The sequence below is a fragment of the Bradyrhizobium cedriense genome (genome assembly GCF_054602315.1).
Genome location: NZ_JBTSWB010000010.1, coordinates 302,358 through 323,822, shown reverse-complemented (window position 1 = coordinate 323,822; position 21,465 = coordinate 302,358). Strand labels below are relative to the sequence as shown.

Sequence of the window (21,465 nt, the reverse complement as noted above, 5' to 3'; positions counted from 1 at the left end):
GCGCGAACTTCCATTGGTCGCCAAGGACAATGGCTCCAAGACCGATCTTTTGGTTTTCAACCTGACCGGATGCGGTTTTCTCGGTCGACCAGCACGACGCGCGGCTCGAACGCTTTTGCTTCCGCCTCATCGAAGGAGGCATACGCAACAATGATGACCCTATCTCCAGGCATCGCAAGTCGCGCGGCCGCACCATTCAGCCCTATTATGCCGGACCCCCGGGGCGCCTCGATCACATAGGTGGCAAAGCGCCCTCCGGTGTCGATGTTGTAGATTTCGACGCGTTCGTTAATCAAGAACCCCGCAGCGTCCAACAACGCATGGTCAATCGAAATCGAGCCTTCATAGTGCAGATCGGCTTCAGTCACGGAGGCGTTGTGGATTTTGCCCTTCATCAGCGTAATCTGCATTGGTCACCTTCGATGGAATTGGCGCGCAGCATGCGCGCTGCTGTGTTCGTTGAGTCGGGACGTGATGCCGAGCCGGGCCAGCAAATTCGTGTCGCGGTCGGCTTTCGAGTTTTTGGTGGTCAACAGCACATCGCCGATGAAGATCGAATTTGCGCCCGCTAGGAAGCACAGCGCCTGCAGTTCATCGCTCATGTATTGACGTCCAGCGGACAACCGCACCACGCTCTTGGGCATCATGATGCGGGTCGTCGCGACCAGACGCACCAGCGCGATGGGGTCTGGGCGCTCTGCGGTGTCATTCACCGGCACGCCCTTGACCTCGTTCCACAGGTTGATCGGAACGCTTTCCGGATGGCTGGGTAGGTTGGCAAGCAGGACGAGCATGGCGAGGCGATCCTCGACGAGCTCGCCCATGCCGATAATGCCGCCGCAGCAGACCTTGATGCCCACCTCGCGCACATGTGCAAGTGTGGCGATCCGGTCCTGTAAGGTGCGCGTGGTGATGATCTTGCCGTAGAACTGCGCCGAGGTATCGACGTTGTGGTTATAGAAGTCGAGACCGGCCTCTGAGAGCCGCGCAGTCTGCTTCGGCGTCAGCATCCCGAGCGTGACGCAGGTCTCCATGCCGAGACCCTTGACCGCACCGACCATGTCGCAGACCTGATCAAGATCGCGGTCTTTTGGACTGCGCCAAGCCGCGGCCATGCAGAAGCGGGTCGCTCCAGCGTCCTTGGCACGTTGCGCGGCCGCGACCACATCGGCTCGATTCATCAGGCGGGTGGCTTTCAGCCCGGTATCGTAATGCGCGCTCTGCGAGCAGTAGCCGCAGTCCTCCGGACAGCCGCCGGTCTTGATGCTGAGCAGGCTTGCGGTTTCGACGTGGTTTGGATTGAAGTTGGCCCGATGAACGCTCTGCGCCTGAAACATCAACTCGGCAAACGGCAGGCCATAGAGCACTTCAACCTCGGCGCGCGTCCAGTCTCCGCGGAGCTGCGGGCTGTTGGCTCCATCGCTTCGCTTCACGTCCACAGCAGCAACCATCAGAGCCACGCCCCCCATTCACGATCAGTCATAGATTAAGCGAGAGATTATCTATGATAACTACCCTCGACCAATGCTAGAGGATGTCCTAAGTGAGCGCATTCGTTTTTCTGGTAGATAATCTATGGTGATGGACGAGAACACGACGGTTGCCGGCCGCATCGCCGACTCGATCGGCGAACGCATTATCAGCGGCGCGCTGCAGCCAGACGCTCCACTCCGGCAGGATCATGTCGCGCGGCAATTCAATTCCAGTCACGTTCCGGTCCGCGAGGCCTTTCGGCAGCTGGAAGCCCAGCACCTTGTCGTAGCTCGGCCCCGTCGCGGCGTGCGGGTTGCTCCTCTCGACACCAAGTCGGTGAGGGAGATCGCCGAGATGCGCGCCGCGCTCGAAGTGGTCGCATTGCGCAATGCGGCTCCAAAGCTTACAGCGGCTCATCTGGCGGGGATCGAGCTCGCCCTTATTGAAGGAGATAATGCCGAGACAATTGAGGATTTTGAAATGGCCAACCGCGCCTTTCACCACGCGCTGGTTTCGCCCTGCGCAATGCCGCGCCTGCTCGCTAGTCTCGATGGACTGCAGCTTGCAAATTCGCGGCTGGTGTTTGCAATGGCGCGAAGTGCCGGCTGGCGACCGCGGTCCAATCAGGATCACCGGCTGATTCTGCAGGCACTGCGAGCCCGCAACGTCGATCAAGCCTGCACCCTGCTCGCGCGTCACATTCAAACCATTGAGCGCCTCGCCCTTCCCGCCTCCTGACCGGAAGAGGCTTCCGGTCCGTTTACGAAGTTCTCGACGTTGACGCCGATCGCCGTCATCACCCTGAAGACGCGATCGCGTCCGGCGTAAGCATCGCGCACGCGCCATCGTCGACCCCACGAGAGGGAGAGACCCGCTGGCGCCCCTCATCTCAGTTTGTCATCTTCGGGAGATGAATTTTCCGGCCAAGTGCTTGCTCGACGAGATCAAAGGTGTCGACGAGCACACGCATGCTGATGAGGCCGCCGGCCTTGAACTGAGCGAACTGCGCCGCGCGCAGCGAGATGGACTTGTCGGATTTGCGCGCCGCCAGGGAACAGCGCAGCATGGAGGCTGCGGAATCGACGCCGAGCATAGTCCTCTCGCGGTCGAAACGGCGAATCTGGACATTGTCAGAGATCTCCCGGATGACGTCGAGCACGGCGTGCTTGCCATGCCGAGCGCCGAGAAATGGAAACATGTCGATCGGACCATAGAGCGCCCAGTCGACCTCTTCGTCGAGGAGGGCCTCGATGTCCTCAAAATGCCGGTCATTGATCGCGCGATGCAACGTTCGCGAGAAGCGCCAGAAGCTATGCTCCGCCATTTTTGGTATTCCTGAAACCAGCTTGCAATAACGGAGCTGCTTCTTGGTATCTGTATCGACGCATCAAGCTCAGCGGACCTCATTGCGGCGGGCTGGGGCCGCCTCCGTAGCCGCGCCACGGGGGTGAACCAAACGTCCATGTGCCCTCACGCACAGTGTTGGACACCTCTACGGCCATGAGCTCCCCCACCCGCAAGGCTGCAAGTGAGATCGAACACCAGTAGGATGCTGCGGCAAACGACGTCATGAGTTCGAGCGGCGAGGCGTGACGCTTCGAGGCATCCGCTTCGGCACATGACGTTTTCAGCCAGGGCATCAGCAGGCTCCTGGCTTCGTAGCGAAGGTAGCAATCGTAACCACAGTACGGCCTCTGCGTCGACACGTCCCGCAGGTATCCGGTACCGAGAACTTCCGCGCACGCGGTGCAGACCGCCCTGTTGAGCGGGGCCCTGTGATTGACCAATACAAACTTCATGATGGAGATTCACGCCTTCCCTGCGGTCGGTGCGCAGCTCGCGAGATTGTCGCGCGCTGTTCGACGTCAACGATTTCGGCGCCGCAGTAAACATGCGGCACTCCGGACCGCAGTAGGAGACGCGTCCTCCGAATCGGGTGCCGTCTCTGCCGCCGATGACCGCTCAGGCGGCGGGTAATTGCCGCAACCAATTGCTGTCCGCTTCGCAACGGGACTTGAAGTGTTCAACGCACCTCTTTGAGCAGAGGGCGGTTCGCGAAGAGTAGTAACGAATAAGGCCACACTTTCCGGCGCAAATGGCGCACCGTTTGACGGTGTTGCGCTGAAGTTTTTGATGGTCTTTGGACATGTCCGTCTCCAATTCCTGCATCTCCCATTGCGCGTTGGAGGGCTCAGGCTTGCGACGAGCGGCGGGGCGCGACGTAGCTCAATCCGCGTCGCGCTTCGGCATCCATTTCCGCCTGCACTCGTTGCTTTGACCTTGACCTGCCCACCGTTCGATCGGGCACCGTCGATAAGCGCAAAGTTTATCTCTTTGTTCTAGAAGAAATTCGCCAATCTCCGTCCTGGCAGCGCATACGTCATGCGACGTTTCTCTATTTAGCGCAGAAATTCATCGCAGAAATCGACTATTGGTCCGGCATAGCGGCCTTACCGCAGAGGGACGATCGGCTGACATCCGACCAGCTCAGCCCGATCGTAAATCGGTCGCCCAAAGGTGCTTCTGCACCCCCTAGAGTGGCTGCGCGTGACGGGCCTATAGAGGATGATGTCTCGAGCGGTCGCGCAGGTCGTGGTCGGCCCGATCGCGATGCCGTCTTGACAAAGCTGGAGCGCTCACGTGCCTCGACCATCAACCGCGTCAAAAAGCCGATGTGGGTCGCACCTCATGAGCGGCTACTGCCTCCCGGGAGAGCCGGGTTGTGCTGTTGACCACCGCTACGCGCATGGACGAACGACGAATTCACGGGGCACCTTTGTCTATGGAGATCCCAACAAGAAGAACTGCAAGACCGATGGCATGTGGCTGGGTTTGAGGGCGGTTGCACCTGACACCGAGGCAACGATGACCGCCTAAGTGCCCGCGGCTCACGTCGCGGGATCTGGAGCGCGCGCGCTGGCCTCTGGCCTGGACCGCGGCCACGGGCCGCAAATGGCGCGGGCTTGAGCACTAGCAGAAGGTCCAGCAGCAAGGCCGTTGCGGCGATTGCGACCCGCTGCGGTAATGTTGCAGCGCGCTCAAGGCCAAGATAGTTATGCGCCTACTTCCCTATCACCCCAGGTCCATCATGATTCGTCACATCGTTTTGTTTACCGCCAAGGATAAGGCCCAGATCGACGAAATGATCGAAGGCCTGTCAGTTCTCACCACAATCCCACATGCACGCCTGCTCGAGGTTGGTCGCAATCGCAAGACCGACCAGTTCGGCAACGATATCGACGTAGTGGTCTACGGTGAGTTCGACAATGAGAGGGAACTCGCAGCCTACAGGGCTCACGACCTATACCAGGAATCGATTAGCCGGGTGCGACCGCTCCGCGAGCTGCGGTTTGCGGCCGATTACACCGTATCAACGGATGCGCGCTTGGCCTCAACGGCTGCAACAGGTCAAGTTGCTCGGCGCCTCGAGCCGACTGGCGGGGGCTAACCTGACAATCGGCCTCAAGGGTCCCCGGGTCCCAGACCAGCTCTCGGTCGGCTCGGGATCACAATCTGAACACATCTCACAGCAGGCAAGTCATCGGTGACTGACAGCCCAGTGCACGTCCGCGAGCTGCCGTGGATCGAACCCGTCATGGCGATGCGATGTCTGGCTCATCGCCCGCAGCTTACGTTTCTCGATAGCGCGGCCAAGCATGAATTGCTCGGCCGCTATTCATATCTGAGCTGCGATCCGTTCAGTACCTTTATGGTCGCGGACGGACAGGCGCGTTGGAACGGAGAGCCTCTTGAGGGCGACCCGTGGGAAGCTCTTCGCGCCCTTCTCGCCAACTATTTGCAAGAGCATCGCTCCGATCTCCCCCCGTTCCAGGGAGGCGCAGCCGGCTTCCTTGCTTACGATCTGAACAGGACGTTAGAGCACTTGCCGACGCCCGCAATTCCCGGGCAGGGATTGCCCCAATCGCTCCTGCATTTCTATGATGTAGTCGTGAGCTATGACCACCGGCACAACAAATGCTGGATCATTTCCACAGGGTGGCCGGAGCAGGATCCTGTACGGCGCGTAGAGCGTGCACGCCGTCGAGCCGACGAATTTGCAGCACTGCTTGCCAACCCAGAGACGCCGCGGGATACATCCTCCGGCAGCGTGGGCGCCTGGCATTCGAACTTCAGCCGCGAGGACTATGTTGCGGCGGTCAAGCGCGTCGTCGGCTTGATTCTGGCCGGAGACGTCTTCCAAGCCAACATTGCGCAGCGCTTCAGCGCCAGGGTGGCGACTTCCTTCGACCCCCTCACCTTCTACAGCCAGCTACGATCATCGAACCCCGCACCTTTTGGGGCGCTTCTGCGCTATGGCAAGCTGACCGTCGCATCGAGCTCGCCGGAGCGTTTCCTGAAGCTCGGTGGAGGCCGGGTCGAAACACGCCCCATCAAGGGCACGATCGCGCGTTCCGCTGATTGGAAGGAAGACCAACGCCGAGGTGAAATCCTCGTTGCGTCTGAAAAGGACCGCGCCGAGAACGTCATGATCGTCGACCTCCTACGCAACGATCTGTCACGTGTCTGCACTGCGCGTTCGATCGAAGTTCCAGCGCTGTGCGACCTCGAATCCTATGCCTCGGTGCACCACCTCGTGTCGGTCGTTACGGGTGAACTTGCAGGAGACCAGGACGCCGTTACCTTACTTCGCGCTTGCTTTCCCGGCGGCTCCATTACCGGAGCGCCAAAGGTGCGCTCGATGGAAATCATAGCGGAAATCGAGCGTGTGGCACGCGAGCTCTATTGCGGGGCGATCGGCTTTATCGGCTTTAACGGGCACATGGACACAAACATTGCGATTCGCACTGTAACGATCGACGGTGATGTGGCTGTCTTTCATGCAGGCAGCGGGATAACGGCGATGTCGGACCCAGAGGCCGAATACGAGGAGACGCTGGCCAAGGCGAAGCGCATCTTCGATGCGTTTCGTGCTGAACGATCCGGTGCAGTTTGATTGTCATCATCGACAACTACGATTCCTTCGTCTTCAACATTGCCCGCTATTTCCGCAATCTTGGTGAGGCAACGCAGGTGGTCCGGAACGACGAGATCAGCGTCAGGGACCTTGTTGGCTTGAAGCCGCGCGCAGTGGTCATCTCACCGGGTCCGTGCACTCCACTTGAGGCCGGAATATCCACGGCCGTCGTTCGCGAGCTTTCAGGTCGCGTTCCAATTCTCGGAATTTGCCTCGGACACCAGTGTATCGGAACCGTTTTCGGCGGAGGCGTCGCGCGTGCACGTCGCCCTATGCACGGTCGGTCCTCGTATGTCACGCATGATGGTCGAGGGCTGTTCGAGAAGCTCCCATCCCAACTTCGCGTCGGGCGCTACCATTCTCTTGTTGTTGAGCTGAATGAGGCATCCGCGCCGTATCTCACGGTGACGGCGCGTTCGGATGAGGGCGAGATCATGGCGCTCGCACATCATTTCCAACCAACATTTGGTCTGCAGTTCCACCCGGAATCGATACTTACGGAACAAGGGCACGTGCTTCTTATGAACTTCCTACGTCTGACGGAGGCTTCCTGGGCGAGCATCGAGCCAGCTGCCGGATCGCTATGACGGTCTCGGCCGCAACTCGATCTCGCCGCAACCGATGACGCTCGAGTGCGAAGTGGTACACGTCTTCAGGCCTGATGCCGACGCACGGCGCTCGCATCAGCGATGATGGGTGTGTGAAATAGCAGCCTGGGGCACCGCTCTATCCAGACGCTCGGCTTCGTTCGCTCGATCGGTCGTGAACATCAAGGGTGAGGGGTTGACGGACGCGGACCGCGCGAATCGCTTCAAAGCCGTCTTGACCGAGTTGGTTGAGCTTGAACGGGAGGATGAGGCTCTAATCCAGACGGCGAGCTTTCCCGTTGTCCGTCGTGGCGATGCCGATCCTCGTGCGGTGCTTGGGTTGTCGAGTGCACTGCCAGGGCCGAGGCGCGGGCTCGCGCATGAGCGTCTGATTGAAGTTTCGCAAAGTGGTGGCAGATAAATATCGATCGTCTGCAACTACATCATGAGGGTGCTCTGACCGAACAGCGGATTGCGGGAGGGGTGATGATTTCTTTCCGCTTTCCCCCACGTGGGAGGTACGCCTCCGATGGGGGCCGTCTTGCGTGAGGGTTGGTAATTCGCGAAGCGTGTGACCTTAAGTCTAGCTTTAAGGTCATCAGGCGATGCGGGTCGAGGTTTTGGGCGGGCTGGAGCGGCGGCGGCGTTGGTCGCAGGACGACAAGGCACGGATTGTCGAGGAGACGCTGGCACCGGGCGCGAAGGTAACTGAGGTTGCGCGGCGCAACGGAGTAGCGGCCAGCCTGGTGTTTACCTGGCGTCGACAAGCACGGACATCGGAACAAATTGTACCATCTTTTACGCCGGTGCAGATCGCCGCCGTAGCGGCCTCGACTGAAGAAACTGCGAAGCTTTTGCCTACGGTTGATGGCCGAGTTCGCTCGGCGGCAGCCGCACGTACTGGATTGATAGAGATCGATCTCGGCAACCGACGGTGCATCCGGGTGGATGCACACGTCGATCCGGAGGCGCTGGCGCGGGTCCTCGATGTGCTTGGACGCCGATGATTGCTGTGCCAGGGAATGTGCGAGTGTGGCTGGCGACAGGCTACACGGATATGCGCAGAGGCTTTCCGTCGCTGGCCCTCCAAGTGCAGGAGGTGCTGCACAAAGAACCGCTCAGCGGTCATTTGTTTGTCTTCCGCGGTCGCCGCAGCGATCTTGTGAAGGTGATCTGGCACGATGGTCAGGGAGCCTGCTTGTTCACAAAAAAATCGAGAGAGGAAAGTTTATCTGGCCATCGGTTGCCGGTGAAGCGGTAACGATCTCGCTGGCGCAGTTGAGCTATCTGCTGTCCGGGATCGATTGGCGCAATCCGCAAGAAACCCAGCGGCCGACGCGGGTCGGATAATCGTTTTGGGTTTGAATCTGATGCTCGATCTGATTCAATGGCGTCATGACATCGAAGCCGGACGACCTTCCTTCGGATCTCACGAGAGCCTACCTTGCTCTGCTGGCCGAGCGCGAGGCGTTGCAGGCTGAACGCGACGTGGCAGTCGCGGATGCCGCCAACGCGCGGGCGGAGCTGTCGCACAGCGAGGTGCTGATCGCTCATCTTGAGCTACGGATCGAGAAGCTCAAACGCGAACTGCACGGGCAGCGCTCCGAGCGCACGGCGCGTTTACTCGAGCAGTTGGAATTGGAGCTCGAAGAACTCGCCACCACGGCGACCGAGAATGAGCTTGCCGCGCAGGCCGCAGCAGCGAAGACGCAGAACGTTCGCCTCTTCATGCGCAAGCGGCCGGTTCGCCAGCCATGGCCGGACGACATCGAACACGAGCGCGTCGTCATTGAGGCTCCAACGAGCTGCGCCTGCTGCGGTGGATCTCGGCTGGCGAAGGTCGGAGAGGATGTGACCAAGACGCTGGAGGAGATCCCGCGTCGCTTCAAGGTGATCGAGACGGTACGCGAGAAGTTCACCTGCCGCGATTGCGAGAAGATCAGCCAGCCGCCGGCACCGTTCCATGCCACGCCGCGCGGCTTCATCGGTCCGCAATTGCTGGCGACAATGCTGTTCGACAAGTTCGGCATGCATATCCCGCTCAATCGCCAGAGCGTGCGCTTCAAGGCTGAACGGATCGACCTGCCGCTGTCGACGCTGGCCGACCAGGTCGGCCACGGAACCTTCGCCGTCATGCCGCTGTTCCAGCTGATCGAGCATCATGTACTCGCGGCCGAGCGCCTTCATGGCGACGACACCACCATCCGCATCCTGGCGAAGGGCAAGTGCACGACCGGCCGGATCTGGACCTATGTGCGGGATGACCGGCCGTTCGCCGGGCCTGCGCCGCCGGCGGCGGTCTATTATGCCTCGGGCAACCGACGGGGCGAACATCCTCAGAAGCATCTGGCCGCCTTCGCCGGCATTCTGCAGGCGGATTGCTATGGCGGCTTCGAGCCGTTGTTCGACCCAAAAAGGAAAGCAATGCCGATCACGCCGGCATTTTGCCTGGCCCATGCGCGGCGGGGATTCTTCGAGCTGGCTGACATCGAGAAAGCCGCCCGGGAAGGCCGCAAGGGCAAACCGGTCTCCCCGATCGCGCTGGAGGCGGTCAGGCGTCTGGATGCGTTGTTCGAGATCGAGCGCGCCATCAACGGCCGTAGTGCCGACGAGCGGCGTGCCGTGCGCCAGGAGCGGAGCAAGCCGCTGCTCGACGACATGCATGACTGGCTGCTCCGCGAGCGAGAAAGCCTCTCGCGCTCCGCCGAGGTCCTGAAGCCCATGAACTACATGCTCAAGCGCTGGGACGACTTCGTCCGCTTCCTCGACGATGGCAGGATCTGCTTGACCAACAATTGCGCTGAGCGTGCATTGAGAGGCATTGCCTTGGGAAGGCGCAACTGGACCTTCGCTGGTAGCCAACGTGGCGCCGACCGTGCCGCGATCATGCTGACGATGATCACGACTTGCCGCCTCAACGACGTCGATCCAAAGGCCTGGCTCGCCGACGTCCTCGCCCGGATCGCCGATCTTCCCGCGTCGCGGCTGCGCGAACTGCTGCCCTGGGAATGGAAGCTCCTGCACCAAGCCGGCAAGTCCGCCGATCAGCAAGCCGCCTGACCTTCACGCAACGCCATCGTAGAACTCGCCGCGCTCGCGCGCATGTGTCAATCAGGCGGCCTTCGTCGTATGCGTACCGTGGGAGTGCGTGCGGAGAGCATGCCGTCGCAGCTACCGGAAGCCTTGGCATCTAGATGGCCGAGGTGGTTAACCCCACGTTACAACCATGGGTGGTTGCGGGCGCTCACTGGCGCGGCTATAGCTTGGATCGATGTGCACCAGCCTATGTAGTCGGTCGAGGCAGCGCTTAACCCCAGATGTTGTTGGATATAGCCGAACGGCTCGCCCTATTGCTGCCGGGAAGCCGTTTCAAAGCGTCTTAACTCGTATATGCTACCCGGAAGGGTACAATCTTCGAACGGGTGTTTTATGCTGTGGCAGGCGGATTTAGTTCAGGCTGTGATCTTTTCGCAGCCAGGAGTGCCACAGCCGGATGCGCTATCGCTGTGGATGGAGTTGTTCGGCTCTGAAAGCCCAGACAGTTTCAATCGGCTCGCTCAGAACCCCGCCGCCCAAACCACCGCAGCTGGCGTAAGGGATGGTGTCAACGTAACGGTCGCCTCGCAAATCGGGCGTATCGACGTTTTGATGCAATCGCCTGACTCTGTAGTCAACGTAACCCCCGTTGAATCGCCACCTTCGACCGAAATTCCTGTTCTTGAGGATTTTGGAAAATCGGTAAAGCAAGTGTCCGGTTATGCTGCAAAGCTGAGCACCAAGGTCAGGCCAGTAAGATTGGCGATAGTTCTCTCCCTTCTTGCCAAAACAGAGGGAAATGCGACGTCTATAATCACAGAAGCATCCGAAGCGTCGTTTCCGCGCGAAGCGTCTGATGCAATTTATCAGTTCAACGTGCGCGATTCATTGAAATGTGTTCCTTCGGTGATGATTAATAGGATCTGCACCTGGTCACAAAGTCAGATGCAACTTCTTAGATTTAACGTTGCCCAGAGTGGAGCGACGCCTCAGCTATTTCAAGCTGTAGACGCTGTGAGTTGGAAGATCGACCTCAACACATTACAGACCTCAACCTTCGATCCAGCGCAAGCGCCCGAAATTTTATCCGAATTGGCTGACTCTATCATTTCAATTTCCGCGCTTGGCAGAAAAGCTTTCGAATGATCACAGCGTTCCTAAACACAACCTCCTCGACGGATGCTCCGAAGGATTCGCTGTCGCTAAATCAAAGCAGCACACCGTCGTCAGCTCAGGACGTGTACCACGCCGGATCATCTTGGCCTCACGGCCGATGGGAGCAGTATCAAAGCGATCGGATTGTTCATCGACGATTGATCCACTCTGCTGACAGCAGCGCCAACGCTATACCGATGCTCTATGTTCGCACCGATGGCCGCAGGGTATCTGAGAGTTCAACGGATGCCGCTCCTCGTGCCCCAACCGGGTATTATCGGGAGATTGAAGCTCATCTGCAGGAGCTGGAGCGCGGCGAAGGAGGTTACGAACCGGTTGAGCAAGGCGCTGTGGGTACCGCGCTGCAAGTGTTGAAAGAACTTGAGCGCCACAACTACGCGCCTCCGATGGTCACATCGAACGGCTCCGAGGCCGTGGTTATGCTTTGGTCGCTGGGAGGCACAACATACGCGATCACGATAACCGATGGTGAGCTCGGATATGTTGTACGGAGAGAGAAGAAGCGGATCAAAATAGTTGACTCGATCGATGTCAAAACGTTTAAGTTGCTTGATTTCAATTCGAGCTCTTAGATGCCCGTCGAGTTGGCGCCTGACGATCAGATTTCACGGTGCGTAATTTATCCCCGTTTCTTTCGAGACAGGGTTCACGTTGACGAGCTGCTCTGGCAGTTCGAGCGAACTGCTCCGGACGGAGCTTCACATCAATCAGGTGTGCTGCGTCGTATGGCTCCGGAAGACACGGAAGTTCATAGAATTGGCTGTGGGATCGCCGCCATACAGAACGAGAGGTCGGGTTCGCCGCCGCCAGGGCCTAAACGTCGCTATTACTGCGGCTTCCGCACAGCGCGCTATGGTGATCTCCCTCTACAAGACGAGGGTTACATCCTCGTCGTGACAAATGATGGGGAGAACGGTGAGAAAGCGCATTTGGATTTTGCTCTCACAATCACGATTCAAGGGAGCAAGGCGGCCAAAAACAACCGAAAAACCGATGCTGGATTGGCGCTGGCGGAGCACTTTGGGCCGATCGCCCGCCACCGATGCGACTGCGACTGCGATGATCCGAACCATCCCTTTGCTGACGAAAATGGTCTCGAGCCACCGATCGAGCCAAAGCAAATTGCAGCGCGTTAACCCGCCTCGCCGCGCGCTGCGGTGCATGCACTGATTTGCTGCGGAGCCTGCGCCGGGTCGTGGATAGCTGCACAAGGGCGGTCACTATTGCCTCGCAAGTCGCGGCAGGCGGAGCTCTAGCTCTTCCGCACTCGGATAGCAGGCTTAACCATGCATCCACTCCCGCCGGGACGGCCAAGTTGGCTTGCGGCAAAAAAACGCCCAGCGGCCCGCCGGCCGCACACCAACCCGCCTCAAATCGGAGAAGTGCTATGTCTGCCTCGAGTCCAGTTGCATCGCTGAGGCCCACGTGCCGTCGCCCTCGCTGGCGCAGGAAGGAGGCGTTCCCGAGAACGAGCGCTACCTTCAAGACCTGCTGCGGTCACGCTGAAATGCTTCGGGGCCACGAGCGGTATTATCCCGGCTGTATCGAAATCACGCGCCGTGCCCAGGCGCTCAATGAAATCTCGCCGCATCTCGTGCCGAACCCGCGCGAGCCGGGTTGGGTGGGGAGCGGCGATCCGCGCTGGCTCGCGCTTTATGAAGACGGGCGACGGGCGATCGACGAAACCTCGATCAATTCGCGTCGTTGATGATTCCGGATTTCGCGCCCGACCACCTCGGACAGGGCGGGCGCGGACCGCATCTCAAGTGACCACGTGATCCCTTAAGGGGTGTCGCCGCGTGGTGATACTTTGGTGACACCGAGTTTCGCCTAAACCGGCAAACGCACGAAAATCCCTTGTTTAATGGCGCACCCGACACGATTCGAACGAGTGACCTTTGCCTTCGGAGGGCTGTCTTGCGTAGAGTTGTGCCATCCCTCCCTCAAAAAAGGGCCACTCCCGAAGGAGTGGCCCAAGTGAGGGAGGAAAACGCCCCCTAAGGAGCCTCTGGGGATCAGGCCGCGGCCTGTTCGATCGGTGAGAAGGGTAGGCCGAGACTCTCGGCCACGGCCTTATAAGTTAGCCGGCCCCGATAGACATTGAGGCCTGCGCGCAGATGTGGATTCTCGAGCACGGCTGCGAATCCCTTCTTGGCGAGAGTCAAACCAAAGGGCAGCGTGGCGTTGTTCAATGCCTGGCTTGAGGTGAGCGGGACAGCTCCGGGCATATTGGCGACGCAGTAATGAATGACGCCGTCCACCTCGTAGGTTGGATCCGCATGCGTCGTCGGACGCGAGGTCTCGAAGCATCCGCCCTGATCGATAGCTACGTCCACGATGACGGAGCCCTTGCGCATCGAGCTCAACATACCGCGACTGACCAGCTTCGGCGCGCTGGCGCCGGGAACGAGCACCGCCCCGATGACAACGTCCGCTGCAAATACTTCCTCCTCGACGGCTTCTATGGTCGAGAACCTGGTGCGAACGCGCCCCTCGAATAGTTCGTCCAGTTCGCGAAGCCGGGGAATCGAACGATCGAGGATCGTGACCTCGGCACCCAATCCCGCCGCCATCCGAGCGGCATGTGCACCAACAACCCCGCCTCCGATCACAACGATACGGGCCGGCTGCACACCGGGCACGCCGCCGATCAATAACCCCCGCCCGCCTGCGTACCGCCTCAGCGCCGCACCCGCGGCTTCGATCGCAAGCCTGCCCGCAACTTCGCTCATCGGCGCAAGCAGCGGAAGCCCGCCAGCCGGACCAGTCACGGTCTCGTAGGCAATGGCGGTACATCCGGACTTTATAAGGCCCTTAGCCTGCTCCGGGTCCGGCGCCAGATGCAGATATGTGAAGAGGATCTGGTTCTCTCGCAGCTGGGTCCATTCCGAAGGCTGGGGCTCCTTGACCTTTACGATCATCTCGCTCGATGCGAATACATCGTGAGCCGACCCCAGAATCGTCGCGCCAGCCTTGCGGTACTGTTCGTCTGTTGCGCCGATGCCAGCACCGGCCGTGGTCTCGATCAGCACGCTGTGGCCTGCGGCCACATATTCGCGGACAGCCCCAGGAGTCAGGCCCACGCGGTATTCGTGCGTCTTGATCTCCTTGGGAACACCGACCTTCATTTGGAATCTCCTCTTGGACGGCCCCCTTCTAGTGGGAATCGCGGTGCAAACTTGCGAAAGTGGAGCCAAGTCGCGCTGAAATTCCGCGATTCTTTGTGCAATCACGCAGGATTTCAAAGCAGCGAACGAGACCGTCATGGCAATCGTCGATGAGCAGCCGTAAGTGGCGGATGACCGGACCGAATTCTCGTGTCGAGCGGAAACTGTTTGCCACTGCGATCGCGCGGCTATGGGCCGCCGCATCAAAACAATCACAAGATATCAAGCACGACTTGACCTTGTACGACTTGATCTCATCATTGGAGGCAAGCGCTCAGATTTCACCGCAATTGCGCATTATCCTGATTGCATCCAGGCGTTGTCCGTGTGGCATGAAGTGATTAAGACGTGAGAGCCCGATCTGAGTTTGCCGATTGAGGCGAAAGTCAAACGTGTGATTTTTCGAGTGCCTGCAGCGAGAAGGACAATGCGTTACGTTTTCCAAGCTTTCATCGATCAACTCATCGAAAGTACCGATGTCGACGACCTTAGGCTGGGGATGGCCGAAACTGCTGCCGCGCTCGATCTGTGTTGTTTCGCCTACCTCGTTCTGCCTTCCAAACCAGGTGCGATGCCGCTTCTGATTTCGACCTATCCATCAAGTTGGACCTCGCATTACGTCCAGCAGCAGTATCATCGGTTCGATCCCGTGATCATCCAATCCCTTCGCCGGGACAAGGCCTTTGAATGGGGCCTTGGTCTCGGGCCAGAAGTACATTCGGAGCCTGCGCGTCAGCTTTTCGAGGAGGCCGCCCGATTTGGCATTCGCTGCGGCTTCACCGTTCCGATTCACGAGAGCGGCGTCGCTGTTGCCGCGGTCACATTTGCCGCCAGCGACCGAGCTGCGTCCTTCGGACGTTCCGTACGCCGGCATGCTCGTGTACTTCCCTTTATAGCAACGACTTTCCATGCACATGCACAACGTAAGCTGCGCGCCCGCGATCAGATTGATGGTGTCACGCTTTCTCGGCGAGAAATCCAATGTCTGAATTGGGCCGCGCAGGGCAAGTCTTCCTGGGAGATTGGCCGCATCATGGGCATCTCTCACCATACGGTCGCATTTCACCTGGACAACGCCAAGGCCAAGCTGGGCGTTCGATCGACGATCCAGGCAGTCGCGCGTTTTGTTGCCGCTCGCCGGAAGACCTAGGTGCGGGCGGCCGGCGCGCCGCGGCCATCTACACCGTCATCGCTTCCGCCAAGCTCGACGACATCGATCCCCAGGCCTGGCTCGCAGACATACTGGCCCGTCTGCCGGGTCATCCCGCCAAACGCATCTAGCACTTCCACCTTGGAATTGGCGCCTTCAGAGCGTCGCCATGCGGCTTGAGTCCATCAGCTTGCCGACCAAGATGAGCTAACGAGGGTAAACGATGTTCCGGCATCACCCCCGTGCCGCTAAACCGCGATTAATTCCCGGCGATTTGAACTTGGGCGGCAGCCAGACGTTCGGCTTCTTTTAATGCTGAAGCTTTTGTCCTGAATGGTCCGATGTCGTTCTCTTCAATGTCGGGCAACCAGGCAGGAAGGAACCACCAGCCTCCTGATCGTCCGTAGCTGGCCGTGCTTCGGACTGATCCGATGCCTTCAGCGATGAACCAGCCAGGATCGACCCCATCCTGCCGCCATGAGATTTCTGACATGGTGTGTTTCACCCTCGATAGTCCCCTCAGACTCTAGGTCTCGTTCCCGAGTTCTAGCCACTCCATATAGGCCGACAGTAAAAACTCGTCGATAGTGCTCTGAGATTGTTCGGCGACGCTACGGGCGAGGACCGACCAAATATGCTCGTGCCGCACGGTCCGGCTGTTTCCGGGGGCGCCGGATGCGTGCGTCGGTTTCGGTATCACACCCTCCTTAACTGAGGAGGCTGCACTTCGCCGACAATTCCCCTTCAATACCCGCCCTTGCGGCTTTGGAGGCACAATCAATGATGCAGATCATCACACAGGAGTTCTATGGAGCCTTTGCTGAAGACCTTTGTGAGATGCACCGACTTAGATACCGGGTTTTCAAGGAACGACTTGCATGGGACGTTCAGACCAGCGGGGATATGGAAATCGATGAATTCGATGCACTTGGTCCCGTCTATCTGATTCAGCGATCGAGCAACTATAGCGTTCAGGGCTGCGTACGGCTGCTTCCATCTACCGGACCGACGATGTTGCGCGATACCTTCCCTGTGCTGCTCGATGGACAGCCCTTTAAGGCGATTCCCTCGGTCTGGGAAAGCAGCCGTTTTGCGCTGGACGTTGACACTGGAGCGCGCGGAACGATGCGCGGGCTGACCAGCGCGACCTACGAGCTCTTCGCCGGCATGATCGAATTCGGCCTTTCGAGGCGGCTCACAGAAATTATCACGGTGACCGACGCCCGGATGGAGCGCATCTTGCGACGCGCCGGGTGGCCCCTGCGGCGAGCGGGCCAGGCAAGGGTATTGGGAAACACCCAAGCAGTCGCTGGCTATCTGGAGATTTCGGCGGCCGCACTATCCCGGGTCCGCGACACCGGAACACTCCGCTCACCTGTGCTCTGGGAGCCGGCGCTGAAAGCTGCGTAGAGGTGCCGCATTCAGCCGCTCAACCTCCCAACCATTAGCGATCGCGATCTCAAGAAACATGTCTCGCCCTTTTCAATCGACCAATATCAGTCTTCATCATCTGCGATCGGCGGTTGCTGCGGCAGACTGCGGAAGTTTTCGACAGGCGGCCGAATGCCTGGCCGTGCAGCATTCGGTGCTCAGTCGCTCGATCAGTCAGTTTGAGCACCTGGTCGGAGTGGCTCTCTTTGATCGTTCGACCGGCGGAGTTGCGCCAACGCCCGCCGGGCGAACGGTCCTGCAAATGTCGCGAATGATCCTTGAGCAGCTCGACACGCTGGTCGCAACGGGCCGCTCGAGCGGCCGCGGCGAGGCGGGCCACCTTTCCGTGGGTTTCTGCACCTCGATATCTGCAGGCAATCTGCGAGCCACCCTCGCGGAGTTCAGGACGCGAACTCCCATGGTCGCACTCACCACAGCCGAACAGCCGCGCACGCGTCTGATGGATTCTGTTCGCATTGGCACCATCGATGTCGCCGTCGTTCCTGGAGGACGTACGCTATCCGGTCAGGAGAGGCTGCCGGTTTGGAGCGAGCGCATTCTCATTGTGCTTCCAAAGGATCACCCTCTGCTCACCCGCAACGCTATCCACTGGACCGATCTTCACAACGAGACAGTTCTTCTAAGCCAACGCGATCCGGGAAGCGATTTGAAAGAGCTGCTGGTTTCAAAGCTGGTTGCCAATGAGAGGCGGCCAAAGATCGAGCGGCATGATGTCAGCCGAGGCATCATCAAGAGTCTCGTCAGCCTGGGGCTTGGAATAAGTCTGGTCCTTGAAGCTGACGTGGGGGCCAACTTCACCGGCGTGGTGTATCGGGAAATCCAGGACGGTTCTGGACCAAGCCGTATGGGCTTTAACGCGTACTGGCGAAAGGACAATGAGAACCCGGCGCTTACGCGCTTCCTGGATCTGTTGGCCGAACGCTATCCTTCACCGCCTTCAACGGCAGAGGGATGACTTGAACGCCTAAGCTTTCTGAAACCGCGATCGGTGGCCATGAACCGCGCCAGCATCGGCGCAATCAGCTTGGCGGCCTCTACAGATTGGCTCGATTCACGCGAAAGGGTCTCGGCATAGGCAACAAGATCGCGATGCACGGACGCCGGCAAATCAAGACTGATCTTGACGGGCTTTTCATCTGGTATCGCGCCGATTTTGAGTTTTGGCATGTGCAATCACCCTTTATATGGCTCCAGAACGAGGTCACGGTTGATGTTGACGCGGATCGGAAACCCGGGCCGGACAGTGAGTGTGGGCTGGATGTTGAGACTGCGCCGGACCACTTGCTGTCCAGTTTGGTTGAGCGAATCCGATGCACCATGTCGCAGCGCCTGAATGATCGCACTATCGTTGCTGTTTGTGTCGGAGCCAGCTCCCAGTTCTGTGCCGACGGCCAGGAAGGTCGAAAGTGCGGCTGCCTTGAAGAGTTCGCCCCAGTGGTTGTCGACCTCGTCTCCAAGCCCCGCATACCCCGATGGATCCGCACCGGGCTGCCGCTCGAGGACAATGGAACGTCCGTTGGGCATGATCAGCCGCGTCCAGACCAGCAACACACGTGACTGGCCGAAGCTGATCTGGCTGTCATAGACCCCTATGAGACGCGCACCCTGCGGGATCAGCAGAAACCGACCCGTCGGCGTGTCATACACGTGCTCGGTGACCTGCGCCGTGATCTGTCCCGGCAGGTCGGAGCGGATGCCCGTGATCAGAGCTCCGGGAATGACCGTTCCTGCCTGCACCACATAAGGTGAAGCAGCTTTCGTGATTCGATCCGGACTCGTGGTACGCCTGTCCACGGCGGCATTCACGAACGCAAGCTTCCGGTCCTGCGCATTCTGCGCAGCTCCCTCCTCGTTGTTGAGCGTCGGTGCAGCCACGTTCGCGCGATCAACGGCTTGCCCGACGCCTATCGGATTTGAGGCCTCTCGCGTATTCGTGGAAGCAAAGAGACGGCTGATGCGCGCCGCCTCTGCCTCCTGGTTCTCCCGCTGCCGCTCCTGATCGGCCGAACCTGTCGCGGGACCGGCCGGCTTCCCCTGAGCAGCGAGGATCGGGCGGCCAAGGTCGCCTGGAAGCGGTGGGCCCAGCTGCGGCACCTGGCGTGGCACCATCGTGTAATCCTGCGGAAGCGCAGTGATACTCTCCGCAACATTGTGATGGTCCGTGCTGTAGAGCTCTTCTGGCCTGGGACCGCGTGCCTGATTTTTCTGCAGCGCCCAGAAGGTCGCACCGGCAACAAGGAGTACTGCCAGCGAGCTTCCGGTCAACAGGACCTTGCGCGAAAGGCGAGTCACGCGCGGGTATTCTGGGCGGAGCCGAAACGGCTCTGTCTGCTCCTGAGACGGCCGCTGCGTGCCGGCCGGTTGTTCTTCATCCTGACGGTCGGTCATGTCGAGCTCCCGTCGGTCCGGACAATTCTGACCTTCTGCTGGTGCTCTCCGCCCAGGCGGAGTTCGGCGGCTGCGAACAGCCGATCGACAATCAGCAGATTGCCATAGGCCCGATAGTTGACGATCTCGGTCTTGCCGTCAGGACCGAGGGCAAACAGGGGCGGCATTTCGCCCTGTACGATGCCTTGCGGGAATTCGATGTAGACCTTGCGACCATCATCGTAGGCCGCAATGGGCCGCCAGGGAGCGTTGTCACCTTCGATACGGTAACGGAACCTGCGCTGCGTGATGTCCGGCAAAGCAGGCGTCAAAGGTGCCGATTGTCTTTTCCCCTGCCGATCTTGCGGGTAGTACCACGCAACCAACGGCATGTAGGGCTTTTCGCGCGCGCGAAGCTCGATCAGATAGGTGCGCCGATCCGTGTTGATGACGAGGTTCGTCTCGATCGAGGCGCGCGTCGGCTTCACCAGGACATGGACGCGGCGGGCGTCCCCGCTTCCGTTCTCGGTATCCCCGACGACCCAACGCACGGTGTCACCGGCCGCGAGCGGGCCGGACCCGACCAGCTGTTCGCCTTCCTCCAGCGCAATGTCCGTGATTTGACCCGGCGCTGCGTAGACCTGGTACAGGGCACCGGGACTGAAGCTGTAGATCTGCGCGGCGTTGAAATACCCGCGTTTGCGTGGCTGGACGCGAGCTGCGCTATTGGCCGCTTCGACCCTGTCCACCGGCTCGGCCTCCTCCTTTGCCCCCGATTTGCCGCCGAGCGCCGGCTTCCAGGCGGGCGGGACGTGGAGTGGACGGCTCCGATCATCGACATCGGCTGGTAGCGGCGGCAGTGGCGGCACGTCGGAATCATAGGTGATTTGGGGCGGGATATAGGTCGAGCAGGCGCCGAGCATGCAGGCGAGGACTGCGAGCACTGAAACGGCCGCCCTGCCCGATAACCCTGGAGAGAGACCAGTCGGGACTTGAGAGGATTGCGGCTTCATTGCCCGAGCTCCTTCGACCAGCTGATTGCATTGACGTAGATGCCGAGAGGATTCTTGCGCAACCGATCGGCATCGCGAGGGGCCTGGATGACGATCGTGAGAATGGCGGTCCAGCGCTCCGTTGAACCAAGCGATCCGTTCTCGTAGCCGCGCTCAACCCAGGCGACGCGGAAGCTTTCCGTTGAGGCGCGGATCACGCTTGAGACTTCGACTGAGACTTGTGTCTTTCCGAGCCTTGAGAATGGATCATTGCTCCTGGCGTATTCGTTCAGGGCGGCGGCCCCGCGGTCGGTGGTGAAGTCGTACGCCCTGAGCCAGTTCTGGCGCAGGACAATGCCGTCTGCCGGCAAACCGCGGACGTCCTCGATAAAGCGAGCCAAGTGATAGGCAATCTGAGCATCGCTGGGTTCGAAATCGGTGGTCGCGGGAGCTATTCTTTGGGCCTGGCCGAGACGATCGACTTCGACGACCCACGGCGTGATGGTTCCTTGGCCGGATTGCCAGACCAGCCCTCCTGCAAGGCCGCACGAGAGCGTCAGGCAGCTGAATGCCATCCGCCGCCAGTTTCTGGCTTGCACGCGTGCCGAGCCGATGCGCTCGTCCCACGCTTGCGCCGCCTTCTGGTAGGGCGTCACCGGCGCGGGCGTTCGCCCGTAGTGAACCGAAGACCTCTTGAACATCAGTCATTTCCCCAAGAAATGGAATTGAGATTTACATTTTGCTCGATCGCCAGCCGGCGCGGGCGGAGGTGCAATCACGTCGCTTGCTCGACGCGCACGAGGTGTCTGAACACGCAGAGGCAGCGCGAGACACGGCAGGCCCTGCATTGCCGTCTGCGAACGCTTGAGCTCAAACCCCGGAGGTCAGGCAGCAAATGCATGAGAGGCAGCGTCAGGAAAGCGTCCGGCCGATCTTGCATCGCCGACATCTCGAACACTTGTTGGCTCACGTGCGGTGGCGCTCTCACTGACGCGGACGGGTCATGCGTGACCTGCCAGAGAAGCGCGGGCGTCAGGCTCAACGAGAGGGCTTGAGAAACCAGCACCAGAGCTTGCCAAGCCGGAGCATG

General features: G+C 59.8%; 22 protein-coding genes and 2 pseudogenes. 15 read left to right on the top strand and 9 right to left on the bottom strand.

The window, feature by feature from the left end; all coding sequences use genetic code 11:
- Positions 1 to 56: 56 nt before the first annotated feature.
- Both panD and bioB read right to left on the bottom strand, forming a co-directional pair.
- A complete protein-coding gene (panD, locus tag ACYCVF_RS33680; RefSeq protein ID WP_459607231.1) occupies positions 57 to 410 on the bottom strand; it encodes an aspartate 1-decarboxylase in 354 nt (117 codons plus the stop codon).
- 3 nt (positions 411 to 413) lie between these two features.
- Entirely contained in the window at positions 414 to 1,451 is a 1,038-nt protein-coding gene (gene bioB / locus ACYCVF_RS33675) for a biotin synthase BioB (RefSeq protein WP_459607230.1), read from the bottom strand.
- Between the two features lie 124 nt (positions 1,452 to 1,575).
- Between bioB and ACYCVF_RS33670 the strand changes: the two genes are divergently transcribed.
- The gene (locus ACYCVF_RS33670; protein ID WP_459607229.1) at positions 1,576 to 2,211 is read left to right on the top strand and encodes a GntR family transcriptional regulator; all 636 of its coding nucleotides are present in this window, start codon (positions 1,576 to 1,578) and stop codon (positions 2,209 to 2,211) included.
- A gap of 151 nt (positions 2,212 to 2,362) precedes the next feature.
- Here the strand turns inward: ACYCVF_RS33670 and ACYCVF_RS33665 are convergent, their stop codons facing one another.
- On the bottom strand, positions 2,363 to 2,797 hold the full coding sequence (locus ACYCVF_RS33665; RefSeq protein WP_234685218.1) for a nuclear transport factor 2 family protein: 435 nt from the start codon (positions 2,795 to 2,797) through the stop codon (positions 2,363 to 2,365).
- A 1,764-nt stretch (positions 2,798 to 4,561) separates the two neighbouring features.
- On the opposite strand from ACYCVF_RS33665, the gene ACYCVF_RS33660 reads away from it, so the two are divergent.
- From ACYCVF_RS33660 to ACYCVF_RS33615, 10 genes and pseudogenes are all read left to right on the top strand, one after another.
- Positions 4,562 to 4,921, top strand: a complete 360-nt coding sequence (locus ACYCVF_RS33660; protein ID WP_270163303.1) for a Dabb family protein — start codon at positions 4,562 to 4,564, stop codon at positions 4,919 to 4,921.
- Positions 4,922 to 5,017: 96 nt separating this feature from the next.
- Positions 5,018 to 6,427 carry an aminodeoxychorismate synthase component I gene (gene pabB / locus ACYCVF_RS33655; protein ID WP_459607227.1) on the top strand — a complete coding sequence of 470 codons (1,410 nt, stop codon included), beginning with the start codon at positions 5,018 to 5,020 and terminating at the stop codon, positions 6,425 to 6,427.
- Positions 6,424 to 7,035: an anthranilate synthase component II gene (locus ACYCVF_RS33650; RefSeq protein WP_459607225.1), complete on the top strand. Its 612-nt coding sequence runs from the start codon at positions 6,424 to 6,426 to the stop codon at positions 7,033 to 7,035. The genes pabB and ACYCVF_RS33650 overlap by 4 nt, the downstream gene beginning before the upstream one ends.
- A gap of 605 nt (positions 7,036 to 7,640) precedes the next feature.
- The gene (gene tnpA, locus ACYCVF_RS33645; protein ID WP_459607223.1) at positions 7,641 to 8,042 is read left to right on the top strand and encodes an IS66-like element accessory protein TnpA; all 402 of its coding nucleotides are present in this window, start codon (positions 7,641 to 7,643) and stop codon (positions 8,040 to 8,042) included.
- Positions 8,039 to 8,385, top strand: a pseudogene (tnpB, locus tag ACYCVF_RS33640) (IS66 family insertion sequence element accessory protein TnpB). The gene tnpA and the pseudogene tnpB overlap by 4 nt, the downstream one beginning before the upstream one ends.
- Before the next feature lie 45 nt (positions 8,386 to 8,430).
- Positions 8,431 to 10,095 carry an IS66 family transposase gene (gene tnpC / locus ACYCVF_RS33635; protein WP_459607222.1) on the top strand — a complete coding sequence of 555 codons (1,665 nt, stop codon included), beginning with the start codon at positions 8,431 to 8,433 and terminating at the stop codon, positions 10,093 to 10,095.
- 369 nt (positions 10,096 to 10,464) lie between these two features.
- A complete protein-coding gene (locus tag ACYCVF_RS33630; RefSeq protein ID WP_459607221.1) occupies positions 10,465 to 11,217 on the top strand; it encodes a hypothetical protein in 753 nt (250 codons plus the stop codon).
- Complete coding sequence (locus ACYCVF_RS33625; protein ID WP_459607219.1) at positions 11,214 to 11,819, top strand: hypothetical protein; 606 nt, start codon at positions 11,214 to 11,216, stop codon at positions 11,817 to 11,819. Before ACYCVF_RS33630 ends, ACYCVF_RS33625 begins: the two co-directional genes overlap by 4 nt.
- A complete protein-coding gene (locus ACYCVF_RS33620) occupies positions 11,820 to 12,383 on the top strand; it encodes a hypothetical protein (protein ID WP_459607217.1) in 564 nt (187 codons plus the stop codon).
- Between the two features lie 371 nt (positions 12,384 to 12,754).
- Complete coding sequence (locus tag ACYCVF_RS33615; protein WP_459607216.1) at positions 12,755 to 12,955, top strand: hypothetical protein; 201 nt, start codon at positions 12,755 to 12,757, stop codon at positions 12,953 to 12,955.
- A 307-nt stretch (positions 12,956 to 13,262) separates the two neighbouring features.
- Here ACYCVF_RS33615 and ald read toward each other — a convergent pair whose 3' ends face one another.
- The gene (gene ald, locus ACYCVF_RS33610; protein WP_459607215.1) at positions 13,263 to 14,375 is read right to left on the bottom strand and encodes an alanine dehydrogenase; all 1,113 of its coding nucleotides are present in this window, start codon (positions 14,373 to 14,375) and stop codon (positions 13,263 to 13,265) included.
- A 466-nt stretch (positions 14,376 to 14,841) separates the two neighbouring features.
- Here ald and ACYCVF_RS33605 point away from each other — a divergent pair, with 466 nt between their 5' ends.
- Together ACYCVF_RS33605 and ACYCVF_RS33600 are read left to right on the top strand one after the other, a co-directional pair.
- Positions 14,842 to 15,564 carry a helix-turn-helix transcriptional regulator gene (locus tag ACYCVF_RS33605; RefSeq protein ID WP_459607214.1) on the top strand — a complete coding sequence of 241 codons (723 nt, stop codon included), beginning with the start codon at positions 14,842 to 14,844 and terminating at the stop codon, positions 15,562 to 15,564.
- 5 nt (positions 15,565 to 15,569) lie between these two features.
- A pseudogene (locus tag ACYCVF_RS33600) lies at positions 15,570 to 15,775 on the top strand (transposase domain-containing protein); the annotation flags it as partial.
- A 48-nt stretch (positions 15,776 to 15,823) separates the two neighbouring features.
- On the opposite strand, the gene ACYCVF_RS33595 reads toward ACYCVF_RS33600, so the two are convergent.
- Complete coding sequence (locus ACYCVF_RS33595; protein WP_459607212.1) at positions 15,824 to 16,069, bottom strand: hypothetical protein; 246 nt, start codon at positions 16,067 to 16,069, stop codon at positions 15,824 to 15,826.
- Positions 16,070 to 16,344: 275 nt separating this feature from the next.
- Here ACYCVF_RS33595 and ACYCVF_RS33590 point away from each other — a divergent pair, with 275 nt between their 5' ends.
- Positions 16,345 to 16,974, top strand: a complete 630-nt coding sequence (locus ACYCVF_RS33590) for an acyl-homoserine-lactone synthase (protein WP_459607210.1) — start codon at positions 16,345 to 16,347, stop codon at positions 16,972 to 16,974.
- Between the two features lie 58 nt (positions 16,975 to 17,032).
- On the top strand, positions 17,033 to 17,971 hold the full coding sequence (locus tag ACYCVF_RS33585) for a LysR family transcriptional regulator (RefSeq protein ID WP_459607208.1): 939 nt from the start codon (positions 17,033 to 17,035) through the stop codon (positions 17,969 to 17,971).
- On the opposite strand, the gene ACYCVF_RS33580 is transcribed toward ACYCVF_RS33585, so the two are convergent.
- From ACYCVF_RS33580 to trbF, 4 genes are all read right to left on the bottom strand, one after another.
- Complete coding sequence (locus ACYCVF_RS33580) at positions 17,938 to 18,183, bottom strand: DUF2274 domain-containing protein (RefSeq protein ID WP_459607206.1); 246 nt, start codon at positions 18,181 to 18,183, stop codon at positions 17,938 to 17,940. The two genes, ACYCVF_RS33585 and ACYCVF_RS33580, sit on opposite strands and share 34 nt — an antisense overlap.
- A gap of 6 nt (positions 18,184 to 18,189) precedes the next feature.
- Positions 18,190 to 19,404 carry a TraB/TrbI/VirB10 family type IV secretion system protein gene (locus ACYCVF_RS33575; protein WP_459607204.1) on the bottom strand — a complete coding sequence of 405 codons (1,215 nt, stop codon included), beginning with the start codon at positions 19,402 to 19,404 and terminating at the stop codon, positions 18,190 to 18,192.
- Positions 19,401 to 20,306 (bottom strand): P-type conjugative transfer protein TrbG, encoded by a 906-nt coding sequence (gene trbG / locus ACYCVF_RS33570; RefSeq protein ID WP_459607275.1) that lies wholly within the window; start codon positions 20,304 to 20,306, stop codon positions 19,401 to 19,403. Before trbG ends, ACYCVF_RS33575 begins: the two co-directional genes overlap by 4 nt.
- 86 nt (positions 20,307 to 20,392) lie before the next feature.
- A complete protein-coding gene (gene trbF, locus ACYCVF_RS33565) occupies positions 20,393 to 21,076 on the bottom strand; it encodes a conjugal transfer protein TrbF (RefSeq protein ID WP_459607203.1) in 684 nt (227 codons plus the stop codon).
- Between the last annotated feature and the right edge of the window lie 389 nt (positions 21,077 to 21,465).

Coding starts and splice junctions, on each gene's coding strand:
- ACYCVF_RS33615 (WP_459607216.1), top strand. CDS start 12,755: ATGCTTCGGGGCCACGAGCGGTATTATCCCGGCTGTATCGAAATCACG.
- ACYCVF_RS33575 (WP_459607204.1), bottom strand. CDS start 19,404: ATGACCGACCGTCAGGATGAAGAACAACCGGCCGGCACGCAGCGGCCG.
- ACYCVF_RS33625 (WP_459607219.1), top strand. CDS start 11,214: ATGATCACAGCGTTCCTAAACACAACCTCCTCGACGGATGCTCCGAAG.
- ACYCVF_RS33605 (WP_459607214.1), top strand. CDS start 14,842: ATGCGTTACGTTTTCCAAGCTTTCATCGATCAACTCATCGAAAGTACC.
- panD (WP_459607231.1), bottom strand. CDS start 410: ATGCAGATTACGCTGATGAAGGGCAAAATCCACAACGCCTCCGTGACT.
- ACYCVF_RS33590 (WP_459607210.1), top strand. CDS start 16,345: ATGATGCAGATCATCACACAGGAGTTCTATGGAGCCTTTGCTGAAGAC.
- ACYCVF_RS33585 (WP_459607208.1), top strand. CDS start 17,033: ATGTCTCGCCCTTTTCAATCGACCAATATCAGTCTTCATCATCTGCGA.
- ACYCVF_RS33580 (WP_459607206.1), bottom strand. CDS start 18,183: ATGCCAAAACTCAAAATCGGCGCGATACCAGATGAAAAGCCCGTCAAG.
- trbF (WP_459607203.1), bottom strand. CDS start 21,076: ATGTTCAAGAGGTCTTCGGTTCACTACGGGCGAACGCCCGCGCCGGTG.
- tnpA (WP_459607223.1), top strand. CDS start 7,641: ATGCGGGTCGAGGTTTTGGGCGGGCTGGAGCGGCGGCGGCGTTGGTCG.
- ald (WP_459607215.1), bottom strand. CDS start 14,375: ATGAAGGTCGGTGTTCCCAAGGAGATCAAGACGCACGAATACCGCGTG.
- ACYCVF_RS33670 (WP_459607229.1), top strand. CDS start 1,576: ATGGTGATGGACGAGAACACGACGGTTGCCGGCCGCATCGCCGACTCG.
- ACYCVF_RS33620 (WP_459607217.1), top strand. CDS start 11,820: ATGCCCGTCGAGTTGGCGCCTGACGATCAGATTTCACGGTGCGTAATT.
- tnpC (WP_459607222.1), top strand. CDS start 8,431: ATGACATCGAAGCCGGACGACCTTCCTTCGGATCTCACGAGAGCCTAC.
- ACYCVF_RS33660 (WP_270163303.1), top strand. CDS start 4,562: ATGATTCGTCACATCGTTTTGTTTACCGCCAAGGATAAGGCCCAGATC.
- ACYCVF_RS33630 (WP_459607221.1), top strand. CDS start 10,465: ATGCTGTGGCAGGCGGATTTAGTTCAGGCTGTGATCTTTTCGCAGCCA.
- trbG (WP_459607275.1), bottom strand. CDS start 20,306: ATGCTCGGCGCCTGCTCGACCTATATCCCGCCCCAAATCACCTATGAT.
- ACYCVF_RS33665 (WP_234685218.1), bottom strand. CDS start 2,797: ATGGCGGAGCATAGCTTCTGGCGCTTCTCGCGAACGTTGCATCGCGCG.
- bioB (WP_459607230.1), bottom strand. CDS start 1,451: ATGGTTGCTGCTGTGGACGTGAAGCGAAGCGATGGAGCCAACAGCCCG.